Source organism: Desulfosarcina sp. BuS5 (genome assembly GCF_028752835.1).
In the GTDB taxonomy this organism is placed as follows: Bacteria; Desulfobacterota; Desulfobacteria; order Desulfobacterales; family BuS5; genus BuS5.
The window spans coordinates 850,580-867,749 of record NZ_CP087952.1; the positions used below are offsets into that span (position 1 = coordinate 850,580).

Below are 17,170 nucleotides of genomic sequence, written 5' to 3' on the forward strand. Positions count from 1 at the left end.
GTTTGTCAAGTAAAAAATGAACATTTTTCTAATTTTTTTATCCCATATAACATGCAAAAACCTAACCGGACACTACTGAGGGAAAATAGAAAATATTTATTGTTAATCGCCTTTGTCGCTTACCAGTATTACCGACTAAATGACGTTCTGATCGAAGTGTTGATGAAATCTGTCCAGAATAAATTCAATACAATAGAAAGGGAACATAAGGAAAATTTTTATAAACAACGCCAGAAGAGGCAGCAAATTCTAAATACTTTCTCCCAAAAGGTGACCAATTATTTGAGCACCATTAAAGATGCCAAAACAATTCTGCACAATCAATCCTTATCAGCGGATGAGAAGATAAATAGTCTCACGGCCTTATTCTCTGAAAATTTTGATAAAAGTTCGTCAGCAATAGAAAGTCAGTTAAATCAGATCGGTCAAGAATCTAAGCGGATTACCAAGAATACTGATTACTATGATCTTCTTGAGGCTAATTCAATCAAGCTGCAAAATCGCGCTTCGGACATAGTCAAAAATATCCAATTCAACCCCGACACTTCCAATAATGGCCTCATTCAAGCCACTGAATATTACCGCAAAAAAGATGGCAACTTGGCCAATAATACTCCGACTGTTTTCCTAGAAACCGATGAACAAGAATTAGTGCTTGATGATGACGGGAAACTCAAAATTTCACTTTATAAAGTTCTGTTTTTTTCGAAGGTAGCGGATGGGATTCGCTCCGGAGCGTTGAATCTCAAATATTCCTACAAATACAGAGCCTTCGATGATTATCTGATTGCGCCGAAAGTCTGGGAAGCCAACAAAGAAGAACTGCTTGTTAAAGCCGGGTTGCTTGAGATGAAAAATTTCTCAAAACTGGAAGCTCAATGCAGAGAAACATTGCAGGATCAATTTAGGATCACCAATGAGAATATCAACCAGGGGGTAAACAAATACGTTACGTTTGGCAAAGACGGTAAGTTAAAAGTCAAAACGCCAAAGCGAGAGAAGGAATTACCGGAAACAGAAATTGATATTTTTCCTAAAGATAAATTTATTTCTCTTTTTGAAGTTCTAACCACCGTCAACCGAACTTGCCGGTTCACCGACTGTTTTGTGCACTGGCAGGTGAAACACAACCGTGATAAACCAGCCAACAAGACCTTTTTTGCCGGAACGATTGGTTATGGTTGTAACCTGGGAATTCGGAAGACTGCCAAGATTTCCCGAAATATCAACCTGCACGAACTAGAAAATACGATCAATTGGTATTTTAGTCATGATAACATTATTCGTGCTAACGACAAGATCCTGGATTTTTTGGATCAACTACAGCCTTTCCGGTTATTCAAACGGAACCAGAGCATTACTCACACCAGCAGTGATGGGCAAAAATTTAGTATCGGCGTAGAGTCCATGAATGCCAATTACTCCTACAAATATTTCGGCAAAGGCCAAGGGATCAGCGTTTATAGCTTTATTGATGAAAGCCATCGACTATTTTATTCCACTGTAATAAATCCAGCGGAAAGAGAGGCTGCTTACGTGATTGATGGCCTCATGCATAACGATGTGGTGCAAAGTGATATTCATTCTACCGATACCCATGGTTACAGTGAGATGATTTTTGCCGTCACACATTTACTTGGTATCTCCTTTGCCCCCAGAATCAAGAAGTTTAAGGATCAGCAGTTGTACAGCTTTGAAAGTCCATCGGCATTTAACGCTTTGGGTTATAAGGTTTTGCCAAAAAAGAGAATTAATACCAAAATCATCCAAGAACAATGGGATAATATCCTTTGGTTTATCACAACCATAAAACTCAAAGAAACAACCGCCTCGCAATTGTTTAAGCGATTAAGCTCTTATTCTCGTCAACACCCGCTTTATCGCGCCTTAAAACAATTTGGGCGCATTATCAAAACTATTTTTCTACTAAAATATATTAACGATGTGGAACTCCGGCAAATGATAGAAAAACAACTCAACAAACTGGAGAGCTCGAACAAATTCGGGAAAGCCGTCTTCCATGGTAACAATCAGGAGTTTCAATATTCGACAAAAGAAGAACAATTGATTGCCGATGGCTGCAAAAGGCTGATTGAAAATGCGATTATCTGCTGGAATTATATGTATCTTTCACAAAAGGTGCATGATGCCAGTTCAGAGAAAGAAAGGACGAATTTAATTCGCACTATTAAAAACGGTTCCGTAGTTGCTTGGCAACACATAAACCTGCAAGGGGAGTATGATTTCTCAGAGGAGGTCTTGAATGATTCGATAGAATTTAATGTTCCCGAATTATTGGAATTACAGGTGGTTTAAAATGGGAAGTGGAATATTGCAAGTAAGTCTTGCTGTACCTGAAATTAGATAAAATCCTATGACAGATTTCATCCAAATGTTTAATTACACCCAGCTTTCGTCGTCTGTTTCGTTTTCACTTTGGACTGTTAAATCAACATAAATAGTCGGGTCAAACCCAGGCTTATTTTCTATCCTGCCTCCATACAATGAAGTGAGCAAGGAAGTAGTTCGTTGTTGACCATCGAGAATATATTGATATTCTGTTCTGGCAAAATTTGTTTCTGTAATCTCATGCCCGCCAATATGCCTATGGTTTTGGAGTTTTAAGTCGGTTTTCCAAATCAGAATACTCCCTAGCGGATAAAATTTGTAAATACTGTCCCAAAGCTTCTTTACATTCCCTTTTTCCCATACAACTTCTCTTTGGAAAGTAGGGATCTGGTAGTTCTTATTTAACAGCTCATCAAGATAGGTTGTCAGACCTTTGTTTGTTGGGAATATTCTGTCTGTGTAGCCCATGTTTTATTTTCCTTTCTTTCTGCTAACGTAAAGCTGAGTGGCTGGGCAACGATAACCGCAAAACTTTGATAAAGGTAAAAACTACCGGTCAAATGCTGCCTTTCAAAAACGGCACGGCTTTGCCCAGTCCATCTCCAGCGCCTTGTTACATGCTTTTACGCTGATTTAACAGCCTTTTTTAATCGAGACCCTAAATGTTTCTTCAGTTTAAGAAGTTTATCAATATGCCAGTTTTTCACTGTTTCTAACTCAGCATCCGAATCATTGATATTTCCATTGATATAAAGTGCAAGCCTTGAGGCTCTCTTATCATTGAGACGTTCCCAGGCTACGTTATGTCCAAGTTCGTTTTCAATCAAGGTCGCTTCCTGTTGAAGTAAATCAAAAACTTGCTTATTTTTATCTTGGTCACCAAGGTCAATATAAACTTCTGTTCTCGCTTTTCCTCCCTGGCTAAAATTAGCGCCATAGGTAATGCCAGATATTCCTGACGAGAACGAGTACCAATTTTGCGGCTGCCCAGCTTTGGCTCCTGTAAAATGATGTTTTTCTCTAAGCTCATCAATCAACAATTGAAAATAATTTCGATACTTTTCGCCTTTTGTAGATATTGATGCCCTTGGTGTTCTGTGTCCTTTCGGCAAGCGTGCATAGCGCAAAAAAAAATTTAGCGTAGGTAAGCAGTCAGCAGTTAGGTGCCTGTTTTTTTGCAGGCACCCGGCTGATTAATCAGGATGGAAATATTAAAAAGTGATTTTATGCTTCAGGATTGTCCGGTTCAATCAGTGCGGATTTATAATTCCACGGCATCCATTTGTCTGGGGATTCTGACAACTCAGAGGCATGTTCCAGCAGTGCTGTCAGGTAATCAAAAGGATTGGTACCGGATAAATTACAGGTATGAATCAGACTCATGAACAGATCACCTACCATGGCACCATGCTCAGTTTTATAAAACAGAGCATTCTTGCGATGCAGAACGACCTTTTTCAAAGCCTGTTCGCAAATATTGTTGTCCAAAGGTACACCTGGTTCCCTGAGAAAAAGGGTCAACGCCTCCCAATGTTTGAGCATGTAGCCAATAGCCTGGCCCAGCCCGCTGTTGGGCTCCACCAAATGTTGGTCTATTTGTTTGTGAAACCAGGTGTTGAGCTTTTTCATCAGCGGACCGCTGTTGTCCTGATGAAACCGTAGCCGTTCTTCAGCTTCCATGTTCTGTTCTTTGGTAATCTTATCATTTTTATATACCTCTGCGAGGATTTCGAGTACATAACTGCACTCTTCCGGGAAGCTTTGCAGTACGTCAACAAACTGTCTTCGTCCATGTGTAAGACAATTTGCCAGCAGAGTTTCGAATTCTTTGGGAACATTTCTGGACAGAGCATCACACATCTGAATGGGTGGGCTCAGACCAATACGACGCTTAAGTAAATCCATCAAGTTTTCTCCGGCATGCTGACGGCCGGTAAAAAACAGTGCAATTTTATGATCATCGGTTTTTGACAGTATACCCGTGGTAAATATACCTTTACGTTCCGGGTTATTTTCTTTGTTTTCCTTCATCAGGGACAAAACCTTCATAGTGGTGTCATCATTATGAATGATATCGCCCTGAGCGCCCTGACGGATAAATTCCTGATAAATCGGAGTAAGTTCCATTGCCATTTGATCGACAATCTCGAACTGTGTCGATGCAGGCAATGGTATGCCAAGACTTTGCTGAAGATCTTTAAGTCTGTTAAATGGCATACCGGTACCATATTTCAAAAGAGCAATCATGGCCTTGGCTTTTGCATCATATTTGTCTTCACCCACATTTTCAGGTGTCGATGCGGTGAAAATTGCTCCACAGAGATTACAGCGTAAACGCTGCATTTCATAGACAGTTCCACTTAATGGAGCGTTTCCGGTGATGCGTATGATTCGCTGCGGCTCCTTTAATTCATATACCTTGCCCTTTAAACATTCAGGGCAGTTGTCTCCAGGTTTAAGAGTGGGGTGTCCAAAAACTCAGTTTTGTGGCTACTTTTTTTGCTCAACTTTTGGCCCTATCATGAGTGCGATTAATATCTTGGCACATTGTTGGGGTCATGAAATGCAGCATTAAAATTATCTTCCCCAACCAAATCCCGGCATTCTTTGCACTCCTGCCATATCCCTGAATGGCTGTTATTGTAATGAAAATGGCAGAGACCCTCGTGCTCGTGATGATATTGGCAATAATCTCCACCTTTTATAGATGCAAAAGAAGTGTCACAGCAAATCCATTGGTCACAACATTTTGTTTTTATTAAAGGAACAGAATCGTTTCCACAAAAGCTACAATGTTTGCCAGGGATTATTTTTGCTTGCAATCTATCATATGTCATTCAGGCACCTTCAATATTTTCAGTAAAATTTGCGTAGACCATAACAAAATGCCGTCAATAATTCAAAATTGCTGATTGAAAAAAATTATTATTCCCTATATATTCAAATATTTTAACCAAAAAGATGGTTATTGCTATGAGTAAAGTTTCAAAATTAAAAAAAGTAGAACTGCCTGGAAAGACAAAGCAGTTGATCGTACTCGTATAATTAAGTATCAGAAAGCTGAGCTGAAACGTACTAAAAATGAACGAAATAAATACAAGTCTGAACTCCGGAAAAATAGACAAGAATTAGAACAAGAACGTAAAAAGAACACATTGTCGGTTAATAGTAAGGAGGAATTGATTTTTATTTCTTTACGCCTATTTTTGGTCGGACACGTTGGATTCAGAGCAATATCAAGAATGTTTGGCATTTTACAAGCATACCTTGGGATAACCAAAATACCGTGCCCTCAAACGATCATTAACTGGGTCACCAGATATTCACTATCAAAAATCTGGAACTATAAAGGGCTTTCTTCTGTTTCTTTTGATATGGATAAGATTGTAAATGGTGCTATTTGGATGATAGATACCTCAATAGCATTGGGAGCTGGTAAAATTCTTGCTATTTTGGAGCTTAGAACTGATCATTTTAAAAATCATGAAGGTGCTCCAACTCTTGAAAACATCAATTGTGTAGCAATTTCAGTGGCGAAATCATGGACTGGAGAATCCATTGCAAATTTTTTACAAAAGGTGATTCTCATCACCGGAAAACCTGCTGCATATTTGAAAGACGGAGGAATGGACCTCATGAAAGGTGTCAGACTCCTAAATGAAAGAGGATTTTCAAGTTTCTCCATTGATGATATTTCTCATGTTGTTGCCAATCTATTAAAAAAAGAATATACAAAACATCCTTCGTATGACTGTTTTATCTCTGCTTGCGGACAAGCCTCAAAAAAATTTAAGCAAACAGTACTTGCATTTTTTGCACCCCCAAAGGTTTCGACAAAAGCTCGATTCATGAATATTCATCGAATGGTGAAATGGGCTGAAATGGTTCTTAAGCACTCACCACGGGGGCGAGTTTCAAAGGACTCTGTAGTTTCAAAACTTAGGAATTATCTTGGTAAACTTCCTGAATATAAACAGTTTATCAAGCGATTTCTTCGTGATGCATCTCCTCTTTTAAAAAGCCAGGAAATTCTTAAAGCTCAAGGCTTGAATATGAAAACCTACAAAGAGTGCAAAGAACTTTTAAAAAATATCCCTCAAAGCTCTCAAGTACGTATCGGTTTTATTACCTGGATGGAAAAACAATTAATAGTCGCTGAATCATTGGGCATGGGCAATACTGGAATGCCTATTTGTTCTGATAATATTGAATCCCTGTTTGGACTTGGTAAAACACATGGTACAGGAGAAGTAAAAGATGCAAACCGAATTGCACTTCGTTTACCGGCTTTTTGCGGATCTGTGAATAGAGAATCCGTTCGGATGGCAATGGGCGTTACAGTAAAGGAACAACAGGAAGTTGAAAATAAGTTGTTGTCTTTAACTCGGCAGCGCCGAAAAATTTTACCAACCCCCGGAAGCCTTACAGATAGTTTGTCAACTGAGTTTGACTGTGGTTTAACTCTTCTACCGGTGCCAAAAAATGATGAAAAATCAAAAGATGTAACTGATATTACAGCAAATTTTGAACAATTAGGTGGGCCCGTAAATAAGTTTACAAAACAACCTTATGCGCCCAATAATGCTGAATATAATAACCGTGCCGCAGCTTAATAAGCATTTGTTTGACCACATTCAAATATAAATAATGGGTATTATCAACATGTTAATGCTTTGTTTATAAATGGAGCAAATTGACATACATAACTTATATTCTGAAGGGGGGGCCAAATCCTGAGCAAGCTAATTATGGGGATTTAGACACCCCAGTTTAAGAGTATCATGGAAGACTCTGACTTTTTTTGCCCCGGTATAATCTTTAGCAGGTTTGCGGCCATGACCTTTTTTAGCTTTAACAGAATTCTTCTTTTTTGGGTGAGCCTTTGTTTTTCCAGTTTTTTCGGTAGTTGCACCAAACAGCATGCGCAACAGCCGTCGTATGGAGGCGGCTTTATTGTTCACGCTCTGACTTAAAAGGTAAATAGGGTCAGCCATAGCCTTGATGAGTTCATAGTCCTCAGGTGGCAACAGTTCTTTAACACGCTTTAAAAGAGCATTTAACTGCTTGACGTCCAGGTCTATACGTTCCGGGGTCTTCACTGTGTGTCCCCCCGTAAAAGGCTGCGAAAATTTTTGGCTAATGGATATTCCCAAACAGCCTTTATAGATCGGTTCGGTTTAAATGTATGATCATTTTTACCCCTGCCGGTGGTGTCTCCAAGATACTTCCAGTTCGCAGCCTTGTAACAGGTACCGGCAAAACGGGTTTTGTCCACAAAAGTTTCAAGGTACCAGATGGGATGATTGTAGATTTTACGCCAATCCAGGGCTAAAATTTTTATCATGTGACCAAGAAGATGAGAGGCCAGATGTGGTACGCGTACCCATGGTAGAATTAAAAATCGTGTGTTATACGCCAAAAGGTGCAGATTTTTTTTACGCGTCTTCGCATCCCAGCCGATAAACCTGTTCCTGCAGCCTATATGCCTCGCTGCAGAAGACCAGGCAAAACATGCTATTGGCCGCCCATCAGTATAAACGATGTATTTCATCTGTTCGCCCACTGGATGGCAGTAACCCAGATAATGGTAATACTCGATCAGGCTGTTGAACATTTTTTCATGCGGGCTTCTGCGTACCTGGCAAAATTCAAGCGGCCGTATTTTGGCTAATTTTGTTTCCAGTAAAGTTTGATTGATCTGAATTTTTTTAGGTTTTCTACGTTCTACAAATGGATTATGGGGATTACATTTTTTGTCCGGCAGACGTATGAATCCTGCACGGTGCAGTTCTAACATCATACCCCGACAGACCATATCACGCAATGCCCCATTGGCCTGGACCCAATTCCAGGCTATGCACAGTTTTCTGGAAAGCGCCCGGCGGCTGGCATCCGGATTTTGAGCAATAAGCTCCTTGATAAAAATAATATCTTTGTCAGTAACGACTCTGCCTCTATACGTAAACATGGGCATCAAATATCACATTTTTTACTGGAACGCAAGTCATTAAATATTTTTTTCTATTTTTTTACAGGAATTGGCCGCCACAATGGTGCAACATGAGCCTTTACAGGATTACCGTTCCAGATCAGAAGCTGCAGTTCATGAACGGCCAGAGGCCTGACCGCCTCACCGGATTTGTTTGGCCACCAGTTGAAACGTCCCTTAGACAGCCTTTTCTGACACATCCAGAATCCTTGGCCATCATACATAATGATCTTTATGGCAGTTGCCTTTTTATTACGAAAAATAAAAACATACCCTGAAAATGGATCGGAGCGCAGCACCTGCCGACAAACAGCATTTAGACCGTCGATACCTTTTCTGAAATCCACCGGGTCTATGGCCAGCAGGATACGCATTTGCGGAGTTATCTGAATCATGGCTGACTCCAAAACTGTTGGGTTATATTGATCAAGTCAGAACTGTCCGCAATTTGCATTGTCATCCTGGCACCGTTCTGATGTTGCATCTCGATAATGCCCTTGAAAGGCAAAGGGGCTTGGGCTACATCAAGTTCGATGAAAGATGCCGTCGGCACGGACGGATTTGGTGATATATTCTGGACGTAATGCTTTAGCTTGGTATGGTTGAGGCTCAAGGCTTTTGATATACGGTGCAGAGAATAGGCAGGGTATAACGAGGCAGCGGCTTCCCATAATGCTTCCGGAATGGCTTTACCTCTATCCCGGCTGTTACGCCATTGTTTAAATTTTTCCCGTACTTCATCCAGACTGTACTCGCCTGAAGGCTGCATAAGATTCATCGGTCATCCTCCTTATATAATATTACGTGATTTGAATGACCGATACTACCTTATTTGAATTTGTTTTTCATGCACGCTTGCCGAAAGGACACGACAAAGATTTTCAAAATGTTTTCCCACTCTTCCTTGATGAGCTTGGCGTTAATTTTACGAATGGGTTTGAGCAGATAATCTCCGTACTGCTTTGGATTCTTAAAGCCATATATCATTTTGGACCTACTACCGAGTTTGGCGTAACGTGGTGCGAACATATGCCCGAAAACATGGAGAAGGATAAAATTTACTTGATTCGTACCATGGGTATCTGTTGAATGCCGGTCGGAAATGATTTCTGATGAGTTATTGAAGAGTAGATCAAAAACGTAATGGCTTTCGTGTTCGTTGGCCCCAATAATTTTGGCATTCACGGGAATATGATTTGCTACCATAGTGTAAGCTGATATTCCTTTCTTCAGGCCAAAGTATTTGGGGGAGTACCGGGAGTTGATGGTGTTAAATTGAGTTTCATATTTTTGTCCATCACTGCTGGAATGAATGGTTTCTTCTCTGATATTGAAATATTTAAAAACTGGCAACGTGGCCATAACATTACTAATTTTGTCATTGGCCTTTTTAAGAGTTTCGAGCCTTATGAAGTTGTTAGCAGTGGGCACAATCTCTTGATAGTTCATATCAGAAATTTCAGCCATTTTGGAAAGACCAATATTGGTACCAAAGGCGACAATGCCGGCAATAATCCTGTGATCTTCGATCTCATTTTTAACATATCTGTCCAAGATATGAGTGAAAGAAGATATAAAGTCGCAGTGCTCATCAACAAAATAAAGCAAATCGTTAACTCCTATTTGGCGAAATTGCTCATAGATAAGATTGTTTACGGACTCTTCTTCCTTTTTGTACGGAAGGCTCCACTTGATATTATCCCCCTTCCCGGTGATCTTGATGTCCTTATTTTTCCCTTCCTTTATTCGTACGTTGACGGCTTCCAGGGAGCTCTCAAGTTCTTCTTCAAAAGAAGCCAATATGTCATCAATCGACATCTGCAAAAAGGGAATATCGAGATCCTTAATCAATTGTTCCTTGTTCTTCTCCCAGTATTCATTATCAACGAGATCATCCTCAAAACTCTTAAAATTCAGACTGTTCCTTATGAATATCTCTCCTGCATCAAGACGATTTTTTAAGAGGCGATAAACCAAAAACTCATACTTGTCGCCATTTATCGCTTTTATCTTACGTTTCTTTCCTTTTCTTTTAACTTCCCGTGATTCGAAGATGTAGCGTTTTATTTTTTTGGGGATAAACTCCTGTGGAAAATTTTGCTTTTTGATCTGGCTTAAACTTTTCTTCTTAAGAAATGAATCTTTGAGAAAAGTTGCAGCTTCAAGAAGTGGATCTTCTTCGATCTGGCTCTTAAATTCAAGATTTAGAAAGAGTGGTCTAATATTCTTCTTAAATTTCGAAGATTCGGCCACATAATGATTCCATTCATAGTCGGCGACATCAATCTTTGTTTTGGAGATGAATTTGGAAAGAAAAGGTATTTTGTCTTTTTCCAGAATGGAGAAGGCTATTTCCTGTATGTCTTCAAATGTCGTATCCTTCGGGATATTATCATTTATGTATAATTCTATGAGCCGCCCTGCCTCTTTGACATATTTGTTCCCCTCAACTGTGTATTCATATACTTTTTTTTTGGCGATCTGCTTTGCGTTGGCAAGAAATTGGCTCACGTAATAGAGGAAGGTTTTGGTCAAATTGTCATTAATTTTCTGGTACCGGATAAATATGAAGCAGAGCAGATATAAGTAAGCCGTCTCCCTGTTGATTCGCTTCATCTTTTGAACGGTATAATACTCTACCAATGAGGCATAATATTTGATGTTTTCGTTTGAGATCCTGACATTAGGCAAAAACTCTTCTGCTAGATTATAGACAGACTTGAGGACTTCTAATTTCTTGATTTCTTGAGATATTTCTTTATAGCTGAAGTCCTTCGGCTCTTTTTTCAATAGAGTAAGTTCATAAAGCCCACCTTCCTCAGCACTTAGAATTTTTTCAAAGGCTTCGTAATTCTCTTCAGAAATATATTGAGAAATCGCCGTTACAAGGCGGGTCATTTCGGTCGTAAGCGCTTTCCCAACAATATTCTGCTCGTGCCAAGATAAATCCGAATCGTTGGGATAAGACACAAGGTCTTTGAAACTCGATATTGTTACCAAGTGGGTGCTCGGGAAACGGTTTGTTTCCTTCATCTCTGCAGGGCTTGCTCTGGCATTGATGTTAAGATAGTCCCACCTGACTAAAGACTAACCAGCAGGTCAGTAGCGAAGTCCACAGGTAAACCCGGTAACGGGAGTCTGGAGCTGGACGGAGCAAGATTGCAGGCTCTGTATTGAGCCCCGAAAAATGTATGGTTGTGGTCATTGTGATAATCCTGCTTGCAGGAAAAAGCCGACGCTTTGGAGACAGCGGAAGGCAGCAGTCCTGAATATGCTAAGGCAAGTATTCAGGACACCACCGGGGTCTTAGACCAGGGCATGTACTCAAAGGGGTAGCTCGGGAACTTGGGAGACCCGGATGTTTCCTTGGGTAAAAAGAACGGTAACAGGAAATCCAGCGCAAGCGAAATCCCGGCGTTGCATAGGAATGTCCCGCCTTGCAACGAGTCTGCCATTGGCAGAAACACAAACATTAAAAGATGGGCGATACAAGGTATCAGGGGAGGATAGCGAAGAGCGAACGAACCTGAGATAAACATTCGGAAGTCTTAGCAGATCATAGTACCGATGATTAAGAATTGAACTATCTTGATCGGAAAGGTGGGGAAGTGATGCCCAAGCGACCCACTGCAGGGAAGGTGAAGCAGGGTATAACGTTTTTTTGGCAGGAATTATGGGAGATACACAGATGTCACAAACCATATCAACAAAAAGCCGAGAAATTGCAAGAACGGTCGCTTGCAATTCCAGACCGATAGAATGGGGACAACCACCGGTGTTAACAGGTGGGTCATCCCTTATCAAAATCGAGCTGCTTGCTCAAAGTAATCCTGAACTGGTATTTACATCAGTAGTCCATCGGATAGACTTTGATTTACTGAAACAATCCTTTCGTAAAATTCGGAAAAGCAAATCTGCAGGAGTGGACAAGGTTACGGCAAAGGAGTATGCCGAAAATCTTGATCAAAACCTCTATAATCTGTATGAACGACTGCGGAGAGGACAGTACGTTGCGTCTCCTGTAAAGCGTATCTGGATAGACAAGGAAGGAGGGAAAAAGCGTCCAATTGGCATACCTGTACTTGAGGATAAAATTGTCCAGAAAGCAGCAGCAGCCATATTGAATGTCATATTTGACAGGAATTTTTACAATTTTTCCCATGCATTCAGAAAAGGTCGGAGCCAACACATGGCAATCAAAGATTTACGTGAGCAATGCTTGAAGCAGAATATCAGCTGGATAGTAAGCGCAGATATTACAGGACTATTTGACAATATTAATCACGAGTTACTTAAAGACATGATACGTCGGAGAGTAAGTGACGGCGGAATGATTCGCCTGATAGGGAAGTGGTTGAATGCAGGCGTAATGGAGGAAGGCAACCTGACGTACTCTGAAACGGGCACTCCACAGGGAGGAGTAATTTCCCCTGTGCTCAGTAATATCTTTCTTCATTATGTTTTAGATGACTGGTACGTGAAAGAAGTGATCCCCCGGATGAAAGGGAGATGCTCCATCATACGCTGGGCGGATGATTTCATCCTCGGGTTCGAGTATGAAAAAGACGCATTGCGTGTCATGGATGTATTACCCAGGCGGTTCGAACAGTTCGAGCTGTCACTTCACCCGGAAAAGACAAAACTGATTCGATTTTCCAAACGCATTAGCGGAAAGGGAAACGGGACGTTTGATTTTTTAGGGTTTACATTTTACTGGTCAAAATCATTAAAAGGGTACATGGTAATAAAGAAAAAGACGGCAAGAAAGCGTTCAAGCCGTTTTATGAAGAGAATATGGATATGGTGCAAGGATAACCGTCATAAGCCAATGGCCGAGCAGTATGAGATTCTTTGCAGTAAACTGCGAGGTTTTTACCAGTACTTTGGAGTAATAAGTAACTACAAAGTGCTGGAAGTTGTGTTTGAATATACTGAGAAAGCATGGCGTCGATGGTTAAGCCGAAGAAGTCACAAGGGCGAAGTAATGTTCGAGGACTTGCGCACAACATACCCACTGCCATTACCCAGAATAGTCCATAATATTTGATGCCGTAAGGGCTGCAAAGTTATACGCCAAACGGGGTGTCGCCTGTTTGGTTGATAATCCGGTAAAAAGGATTTGAACCGAGGAACCGTATGAGGGAAATCTTCACGTACGGGTCTGTAGGGGGGGCGTCGGGTAACCGATGCTCCTACCTGGAATAACACTGTAGCCGGGAATGACGACACGATGAGTTTCCAAGTAACTAAGCAATTCACGAAAAATATAGATAGGTTTAGAGTGAATGGACACAAAAAAATTGGCTTTCTCCTCCAATTTCTCTCTGGTCTCTTCTGTCGCAACACGATATCTATGCAGTTCTAAAATTTGCCTCTGTTGACTCAAGCGAGTGGGCTTTGACACTTCGATGTCCCTTAACTCATGACCATGGCGATAGAAATATTTGTGCGGGATATACTCAATGTCCTCTTCAACCTCACGGTAAGAGAAAACAAAAAACATTTTCTTTGCCTTGAAATACCCTAACTGCAATATGAAGTAAATTTTTGACCGGATTGATCGTAGAGAACTTAATACATTTTCTTCTGCCCGACTGAGTGCAAAATACTTTGCCCTTTCCTCAACATTAAATTCGGGTAGGCCATACAACTCTTTAATCTCACTATCGGTGAGTATTTTTAGCCTTTTCCCGGGATCAGCCATAGGTGGTCCTGTTTTCTTAAAAACGGTCGTTTTTGATAAAAGATTTATCTTTGGCCAAGAACACCTTCAAAATGTCCATTTTTATTCTCAAAAAGGTTTCTTGAAATATATTTCTCAATTTACTATAATAAAAACGAGTTTTGAGAAAGGATAAAATTCCATGTTGATAGGTTATGCCCGTGTCTCTTCAGAAGATCAAAATCTGGATTTGCAATTTGATGCCTTAAAGAAAGCAGGCTGTTCGAGAATGTTTTCAGACAAATTATCGGGTATACACAAAATGAGACCCGGGCTAGACGATGCGCTTTCCCATCTGCGATCAAGCGATACGTTTGTGATCTGGAAGCTTGATCGATTGGGGCGCAATTTAAAGGGACTAATAGTGGGGTGTCCAAAAACTCAGTTTTGTGGCTACTTTTTTTGCTCAACTTTTGGCCCTATCATGAGTGCGATTAATATCTTGGCACATTGTTGGGGTCATGAAATGCAGCATTAAAATTATCTTCCCCAACCAAATCCCGGCATTCTTTGCACTCCTGCCATATCCCTGAATGGCTGTTATTGTAATGAAAATGGCAGAGACCCTCGTGCTCGTGATGATATTGGCAATAATCTCCACCTTTTATAGATGCAAAAGAAGTGTCACAGCAAATCCATTGGTCACAACATTTTGTTTTTATTAAAGGAACAGAATCGTTTCCACAAAAGCTACAATGTTTGCCAGGGATTATTTTTGCTTGCAATCTATCATATGTCATTCAGGCACCTTCAATATTTTCAGTAAAATTTGCGTAGACCATAACAAAATGCCGTCAATAATTCAAAATTGCTGATTGAAAAAAATTATTATTCCCTATATATTCAAATATTTTAACCAAAAAGATGGTTATTGCTATGAGTAAAGTTTCAAAATTAAAAAAAGTAGAACTGCCTGGAAAGACAAAGCAGTTGATCGTACTCGTATAATTAAGTATCAGAAAGCTGAGCTGAAACGTACTAAAAATGAACGAAATAAATACAAGTCTGAACTCCGGAAAAATAGACAAGAATTAGAACAAGAACGTAAAAAGAACACATTGTCGGTTAATAGTAAGGAGGAATTGATTTTTATTTCTTTACGCCTATTTTTGGTCGGACACGTTGGATTCAGAGCAATATCAAGAATGTTTGGCATTTTACAAGCATACCTTGGGATAACCAAAATACCGTGCCCTCAAACGATCATTAACTGGGTCACCAGATATTCACTATCAAAAATCTGGAACTATAAAGGGCTTTCTTCTGTTTCTTTTGATATGGATAAGATTGTAAATGGTGCTATTTGGATGATAGATACCTCAATAGCATTGGGAGCTGGTAAAATTCTTGCTATTTTGGAGCTTAGAACTGATCATTTTAAAAATCATGAAGGTGCTCCAACTCTTGAAAACATCAATTGTGTAGCAATTTCAGTGGCGAAATCATGGACTGGAGAATCCATTGCAAATTTTTTACAAAAGGTGATTCTCATCACCGGAAAACCTGCTGCATATTTGAAAGACGGAGGAATGGACCTCATGAAAGGTGTCAGACTCCTAAATGAAAGAGGATTTTCAAGTTTCTCCATTGATGATATTTCTCATGTTGTTGCCAATCTATTAAAAAAAGAATATACAAAACATCCTTCGTATGACTGTTTTATCTCTGCTTGCGGACAAGCCTCAAAAAAATTTAAGCAAACAGTACTTGCATTTTTTGCACCCCCAAAGGTTTCGACAAAAGCTCGATTCATGAATATTCATCGAATGGTGAAATGGGCTGAAATGGTTCTTAAGCACTCACCACGGGGGCGAGTTTCAAAGGACTCTGTAGTTTCAAAACTTAGGAATTATCTTGGTAAACTTCCTGAATATAAACAGTTTATCAAGCGATTTCTTCGTGATGCATCTCCTCTTTTAAAAAGCCAGGAAATTCTTAAAGCTCAAGGCTTGAATATGAAAACCTACAAAGAGTGCAAAGAACTTTTAAAAAATATCCCTCAAAGCTCTCAAGTACGTATCGGTTTTATTACCTGGATGGAAAAACAATTAATAGTCGCTGAATCATTGGGCATGGGCAATACTGGAATGCCTATTTGTTCTGATAATATTGAATCCCTGTTTGGACTTGGTAAAACACATGGTACAGGAGAAGTAAAAGATGCAAACCGAATTGCACTTCGTTTACCGGCTTTTTGCGGATCTGTGAATAGAGAATCCGTTCGGATGGCAATGGGCGTTACAGTAAAGGAACAACAGGAAGTTGAAAATAAGTTGTTGTCTTTAACTCGGCAGCGCCGAAAAATTTTACCAACCCCCGGAAGCCTTACAGATAGTTTGTCAACTGAGTTTGACTGTGGTTTAACTCTTCTACCGGTGCCAAAAAATGATGAAAAATCAAAAGATGTAACTGATATTACAGCAAATTTTGAACAATTAGGTGGGCCCGTAAATAAGTTTACAAAACAACCTTACGCGCTCAATAATGCCGAATATAATAACCGTGCCGCAGCTTAATAAGCATTTGTTTAACCACATTCAAATATAAATAATGGGTATTATCAACATGTTAATGCTTTGTTTATAAATGGAGCAAATTGACATACATAACTTATATTCTGAAGGGGGGGCCAAATCCTGAGCAAGCTAATTATGGGGATTTAGACACCCCAGACTAATAGACTTGGTGGGAAAGCTTGAGGAGGGCGGTATTCACTTTCAGAGCATTACCGATGGAATTGATACCACCTCGCCAGCGGGCAGGTTTTTTTTTCACGTAATGGCCTCCCTTGCTCAGATGGAGCGGGAGCTGCTAATAGAGCGGACCAAAGCAGGGTTAATGGCTGCAAAGAAACGAGGCCGGGTGGGGGGACGCCGACGCACAATGACTCCAAGTAAAGTCGAAGCGGCTAAAAAGCTTTTGGCTGAAAGAATGCCACCTCGGGAGGTTGCACAAAATTTAGGGGTATCAATTCCCACCCTTTACCGGTGGTGTCCAGCTTCAGAAAGAGCTTAGCTGGATTATAGTGCCAGTCATATGACCGGAACGATAGCAAGGACTTACCAACTATCAATTAGGGAATTTTGACCATAAATTCCTTATTTTACCTT

Annotated in this window: 16 protein-coding genes and 1 pseudogene; 6 read left to right on the top strand and 11 right to left on the bottom strand. The window is 40.2% G+C overall.

The features are described 5' to 3' along the window. The first annotated feature begins 51 nt into the window (after window positions 1-51). Window positions 52-2,316 carry a Tn3 family transposase gene (locus tag BuS5_RS04085; RefSeq protein ID WP_157487489.1) on the top strand — a complete coding sequence of 755 codons (2,265 nt, stop codon included), beginning with the start codon at window positions 52-54 and terminating at the stop codon, window positions 2,314-2,316. 84 nt (window positions 2,317-2,400) lie between these two features. On the opposite strand, the gene BuS5_RS04090 is transcribed toward BuS5_RS04085, so the two are convergent. The 4 genes and pseudogenes from BuS5_RS04090 to BuS5_RS04105 all read right to left on the bottom strand — a co-directional run bounded on the left by BuS5_RS04090 (window position 2,401) and on the right by BuS5_RS04105 (window position 5,186). Continuing rightward, a complete protein-coding gene (locus BuS5_RS04090; protein ID WP_027355051.1) occupies window positions 2,401-2,817 on the bottom strand; it encodes a DUF262 domain-containing protein in 417 nt (138 codons plus the stop codon). Window positions 2,818-2,972: 155 nt separating this feature from the next. Beyond that, on the bottom strand, window positions 2,973-3,476 hold the full coding sequence (locus BuS5_RS04095; RefSeq protein WP_274428012.1) for a DUF4268 domain-containing protein: 504 nt from the start codon (window positions 3,474-3,476) through the stop codon (window positions 2,973-2,975). Between the two features lie 97 nt (window positions 3,477-3,573). Continuing rightward, window positions 3,574-4,791, bottom strand: a pseudogene (tnpC, locus tag BuS5_RS04100) (IS66 family transposase); the annotation flags it as partial. An 89-nt stretch (window positions 4,792-4,880) separates the two neighbouring features. Continuing rightward, on the bottom strand, window positions 4,881-5,186 hold the full coding sequence (locus BuS5_RS04105) for a hypothetical protein (RefSeq protein ID WP_274427721.1): 306 nt from the start codon (window positions 5,184-5,186) through the stop codon (window positions 4,881-4,883). A 405-nt stretch (window positions 5,187-5,591) separates the two neighbouring features. Here BuS5_RS04105 and BuS5_RS04110 point away from each other — a divergent pair, with 405 nt between their 5' ends. Continuing rightward, entirely contained in the window at window positions 5,592-6,962 is a 1,371-nt protein-coding gene (locus BuS5_RS04110) for a hypothetical protein (RefSeq protein WP_274427705.1), read from the top strand. 129 nt (window positions 6,963-7,091) lie between these two features. Here the strand turns inward: BuS5_RS04110 and BuS5_RS04115 are convergent, their stop codons facing one another. Genes BuS5_RS04115 through BuS5_RS04135 form a run of 5 tightly spaced genes read right to left on the bottom strand, consistent with a single transcriptional unit; the run spans window position 7,092 to window position 11,371 of the window. Continuing rightward, on the bottom strand, window positions 7,092-7,448 hold the full coding sequence (locus BuS5_RS04115; RefSeq protein ID WP_274428013.1) for a hypothetical protein: 357 nt from the start codon (window positions 7,446-7,448) through the stop codon (window positions 7,092-7,094). Beyond that, on the bottom strand, window positions 7,445-8,317 hold the full coding sequence (locus BuS5_RS04120) for a Druantia anti-phage system protein DruA (RefSeq protein WP_274428014.1): 873 nt from the start codon (window positions 8,315-8,317) through the stop codon (window positions 7,445-7,447). Before BuS5_RS04120 ends, BuS5_RS04115 begins: the two co-directional genes overlap by 4 nt. A 53-nt stretch (window positions 8,318-8,370) precedes the next feature. Further along, window positions 8,371-8,733 carry an IS66 family insertion sequence element accessory protein TnpB gene (tnpB, locus tag BuS5_RS04125; protein WP_274427634.1) on the bottom strand — a complete coding sequence of 121 codons (363 nt, stop codon included), beginning with the start codon at window positions 8,731-8,733 and terminating at the stop codon, window positions 8,371-8,373. Then, complete coding sequence (locus BuS5_RS04130) at window positions 8,730-9,116, bottom strand: hypothetical protein (RefSeq protein WP_274427635.1); 387 nt, start codon at window positions 9,114-9,116, stop codon at window positions 8,730-8,732. Before BuS5_RS04130 ends, tnpB begins: the two co-directional genes overlap by 4 nt. Before the next feature lie 50 nt (window positions 9,117-9,166). Beyond that, window positions 9,167-11,371, bottom strand: coding sequence for a Tn3 family transposase (locus BuS5_RS04135; RefSeq protein WP_274428015.1), 2,205 nt, complete (start codon window positions 11,369-11,371; stop codon window positions 9,167-9,169). Between the two features lie 640 nt (window positions 11,372-12,011). Here BuS5_RS04135 and ltrA point away from each other — a divergent pair. Further along, window positions 12,012-13,385: a group II intron reverse transcriptase/maturase gene (gene ltrA / locus BuS5_RS04140; RefSeq protein ID WP_036019348.1), complete on the top strand. Its 1,374-nt coding sequence runs from the start codon at window positions 12,012-12,014 to the stop codon at window positions 13,383-13,385. Window positions 13,386-13,487: 102 nt separating this feature from the next. On the opposite strand, the gene BuS5_RS04145 is transcribed toward ltrA, so the two are convergent. Next, a complete protein-coding gene (locus BuS5_RS04145) occupies window positions 13,488-14,042 on the bottom strand; it encodes a DUF4158 domain-containing protein (protein WP_274428016.1) in 555 nt (184 codons plus the stop codon). Window positions 14,043-14,202: 160 nt separating this feature from the next. Between BuS5_RS04145 and BuS5_RS20345 the strand changes: the two genes are divergently transcribed. Continuing rightward, window positions 14,203-14,538: a recombinase family protein gene (locus BuS5_RS20345; protein ID WP_443112703.1), complete on the top strand. Its 336-nt coding sequence runs from the start codon at window positions 14,203-14,205 to the stop codon at window positions 14,536-14,538. Here BuS5_RS20345 and BuS5_RS04155 read toward each other — a convergent pair. Then, a complete protein-coding gene (locus BuS5_RS04155; RefSeq protein ID WP_274427721.1) occupies window positions 14,495-14,800 on the bottom strand; it encodes a hypothetical protein in 306 nt (101 codons plus the stop codon). The two genes, BuS5_RS20345 and BuS5_RS04155, sit on opposite strands and share 44 nt — an antisense overlap. 405 nt (window positions 14,801-15,205) lie before the next feature. Here BuS5_RS04155 and BuS5_RS04160 point away from each other — a divergent pair, with 405 nt between their 5' ends. Together BuS5_RS04160 and BuS5_RS04165 are read left to right on the top strand one after the other, a co-directional pair. Beyond that, window positions 15,206-16,576 (top strand): hypothetical protein, encoded by a 1,371-nt coding sequence (locus BuS5_RS04160; protein WP_274427912.1) that lies wholly within the window; start codon window positions 15,206-15,208, stop codon window positions 16,574-16,576. A gap of 169 nt (window positions 16,577-16,745) precedes the next feature. Next, window positions 16,746-17,075 carry a recombinase family protein gene (locus BuS5_RS04165; RefSeq protein WP_274428017.1) on the top strand — a complete coding sequence of 110 codons (330 nt, stop codon included), beginning with the start codon at window positions 16,746-16,748 and terminating at the stop codon, window positions 17,073-17,075. Window positions 17,076-17,170 lie beyond the last annotated feature (95 nt).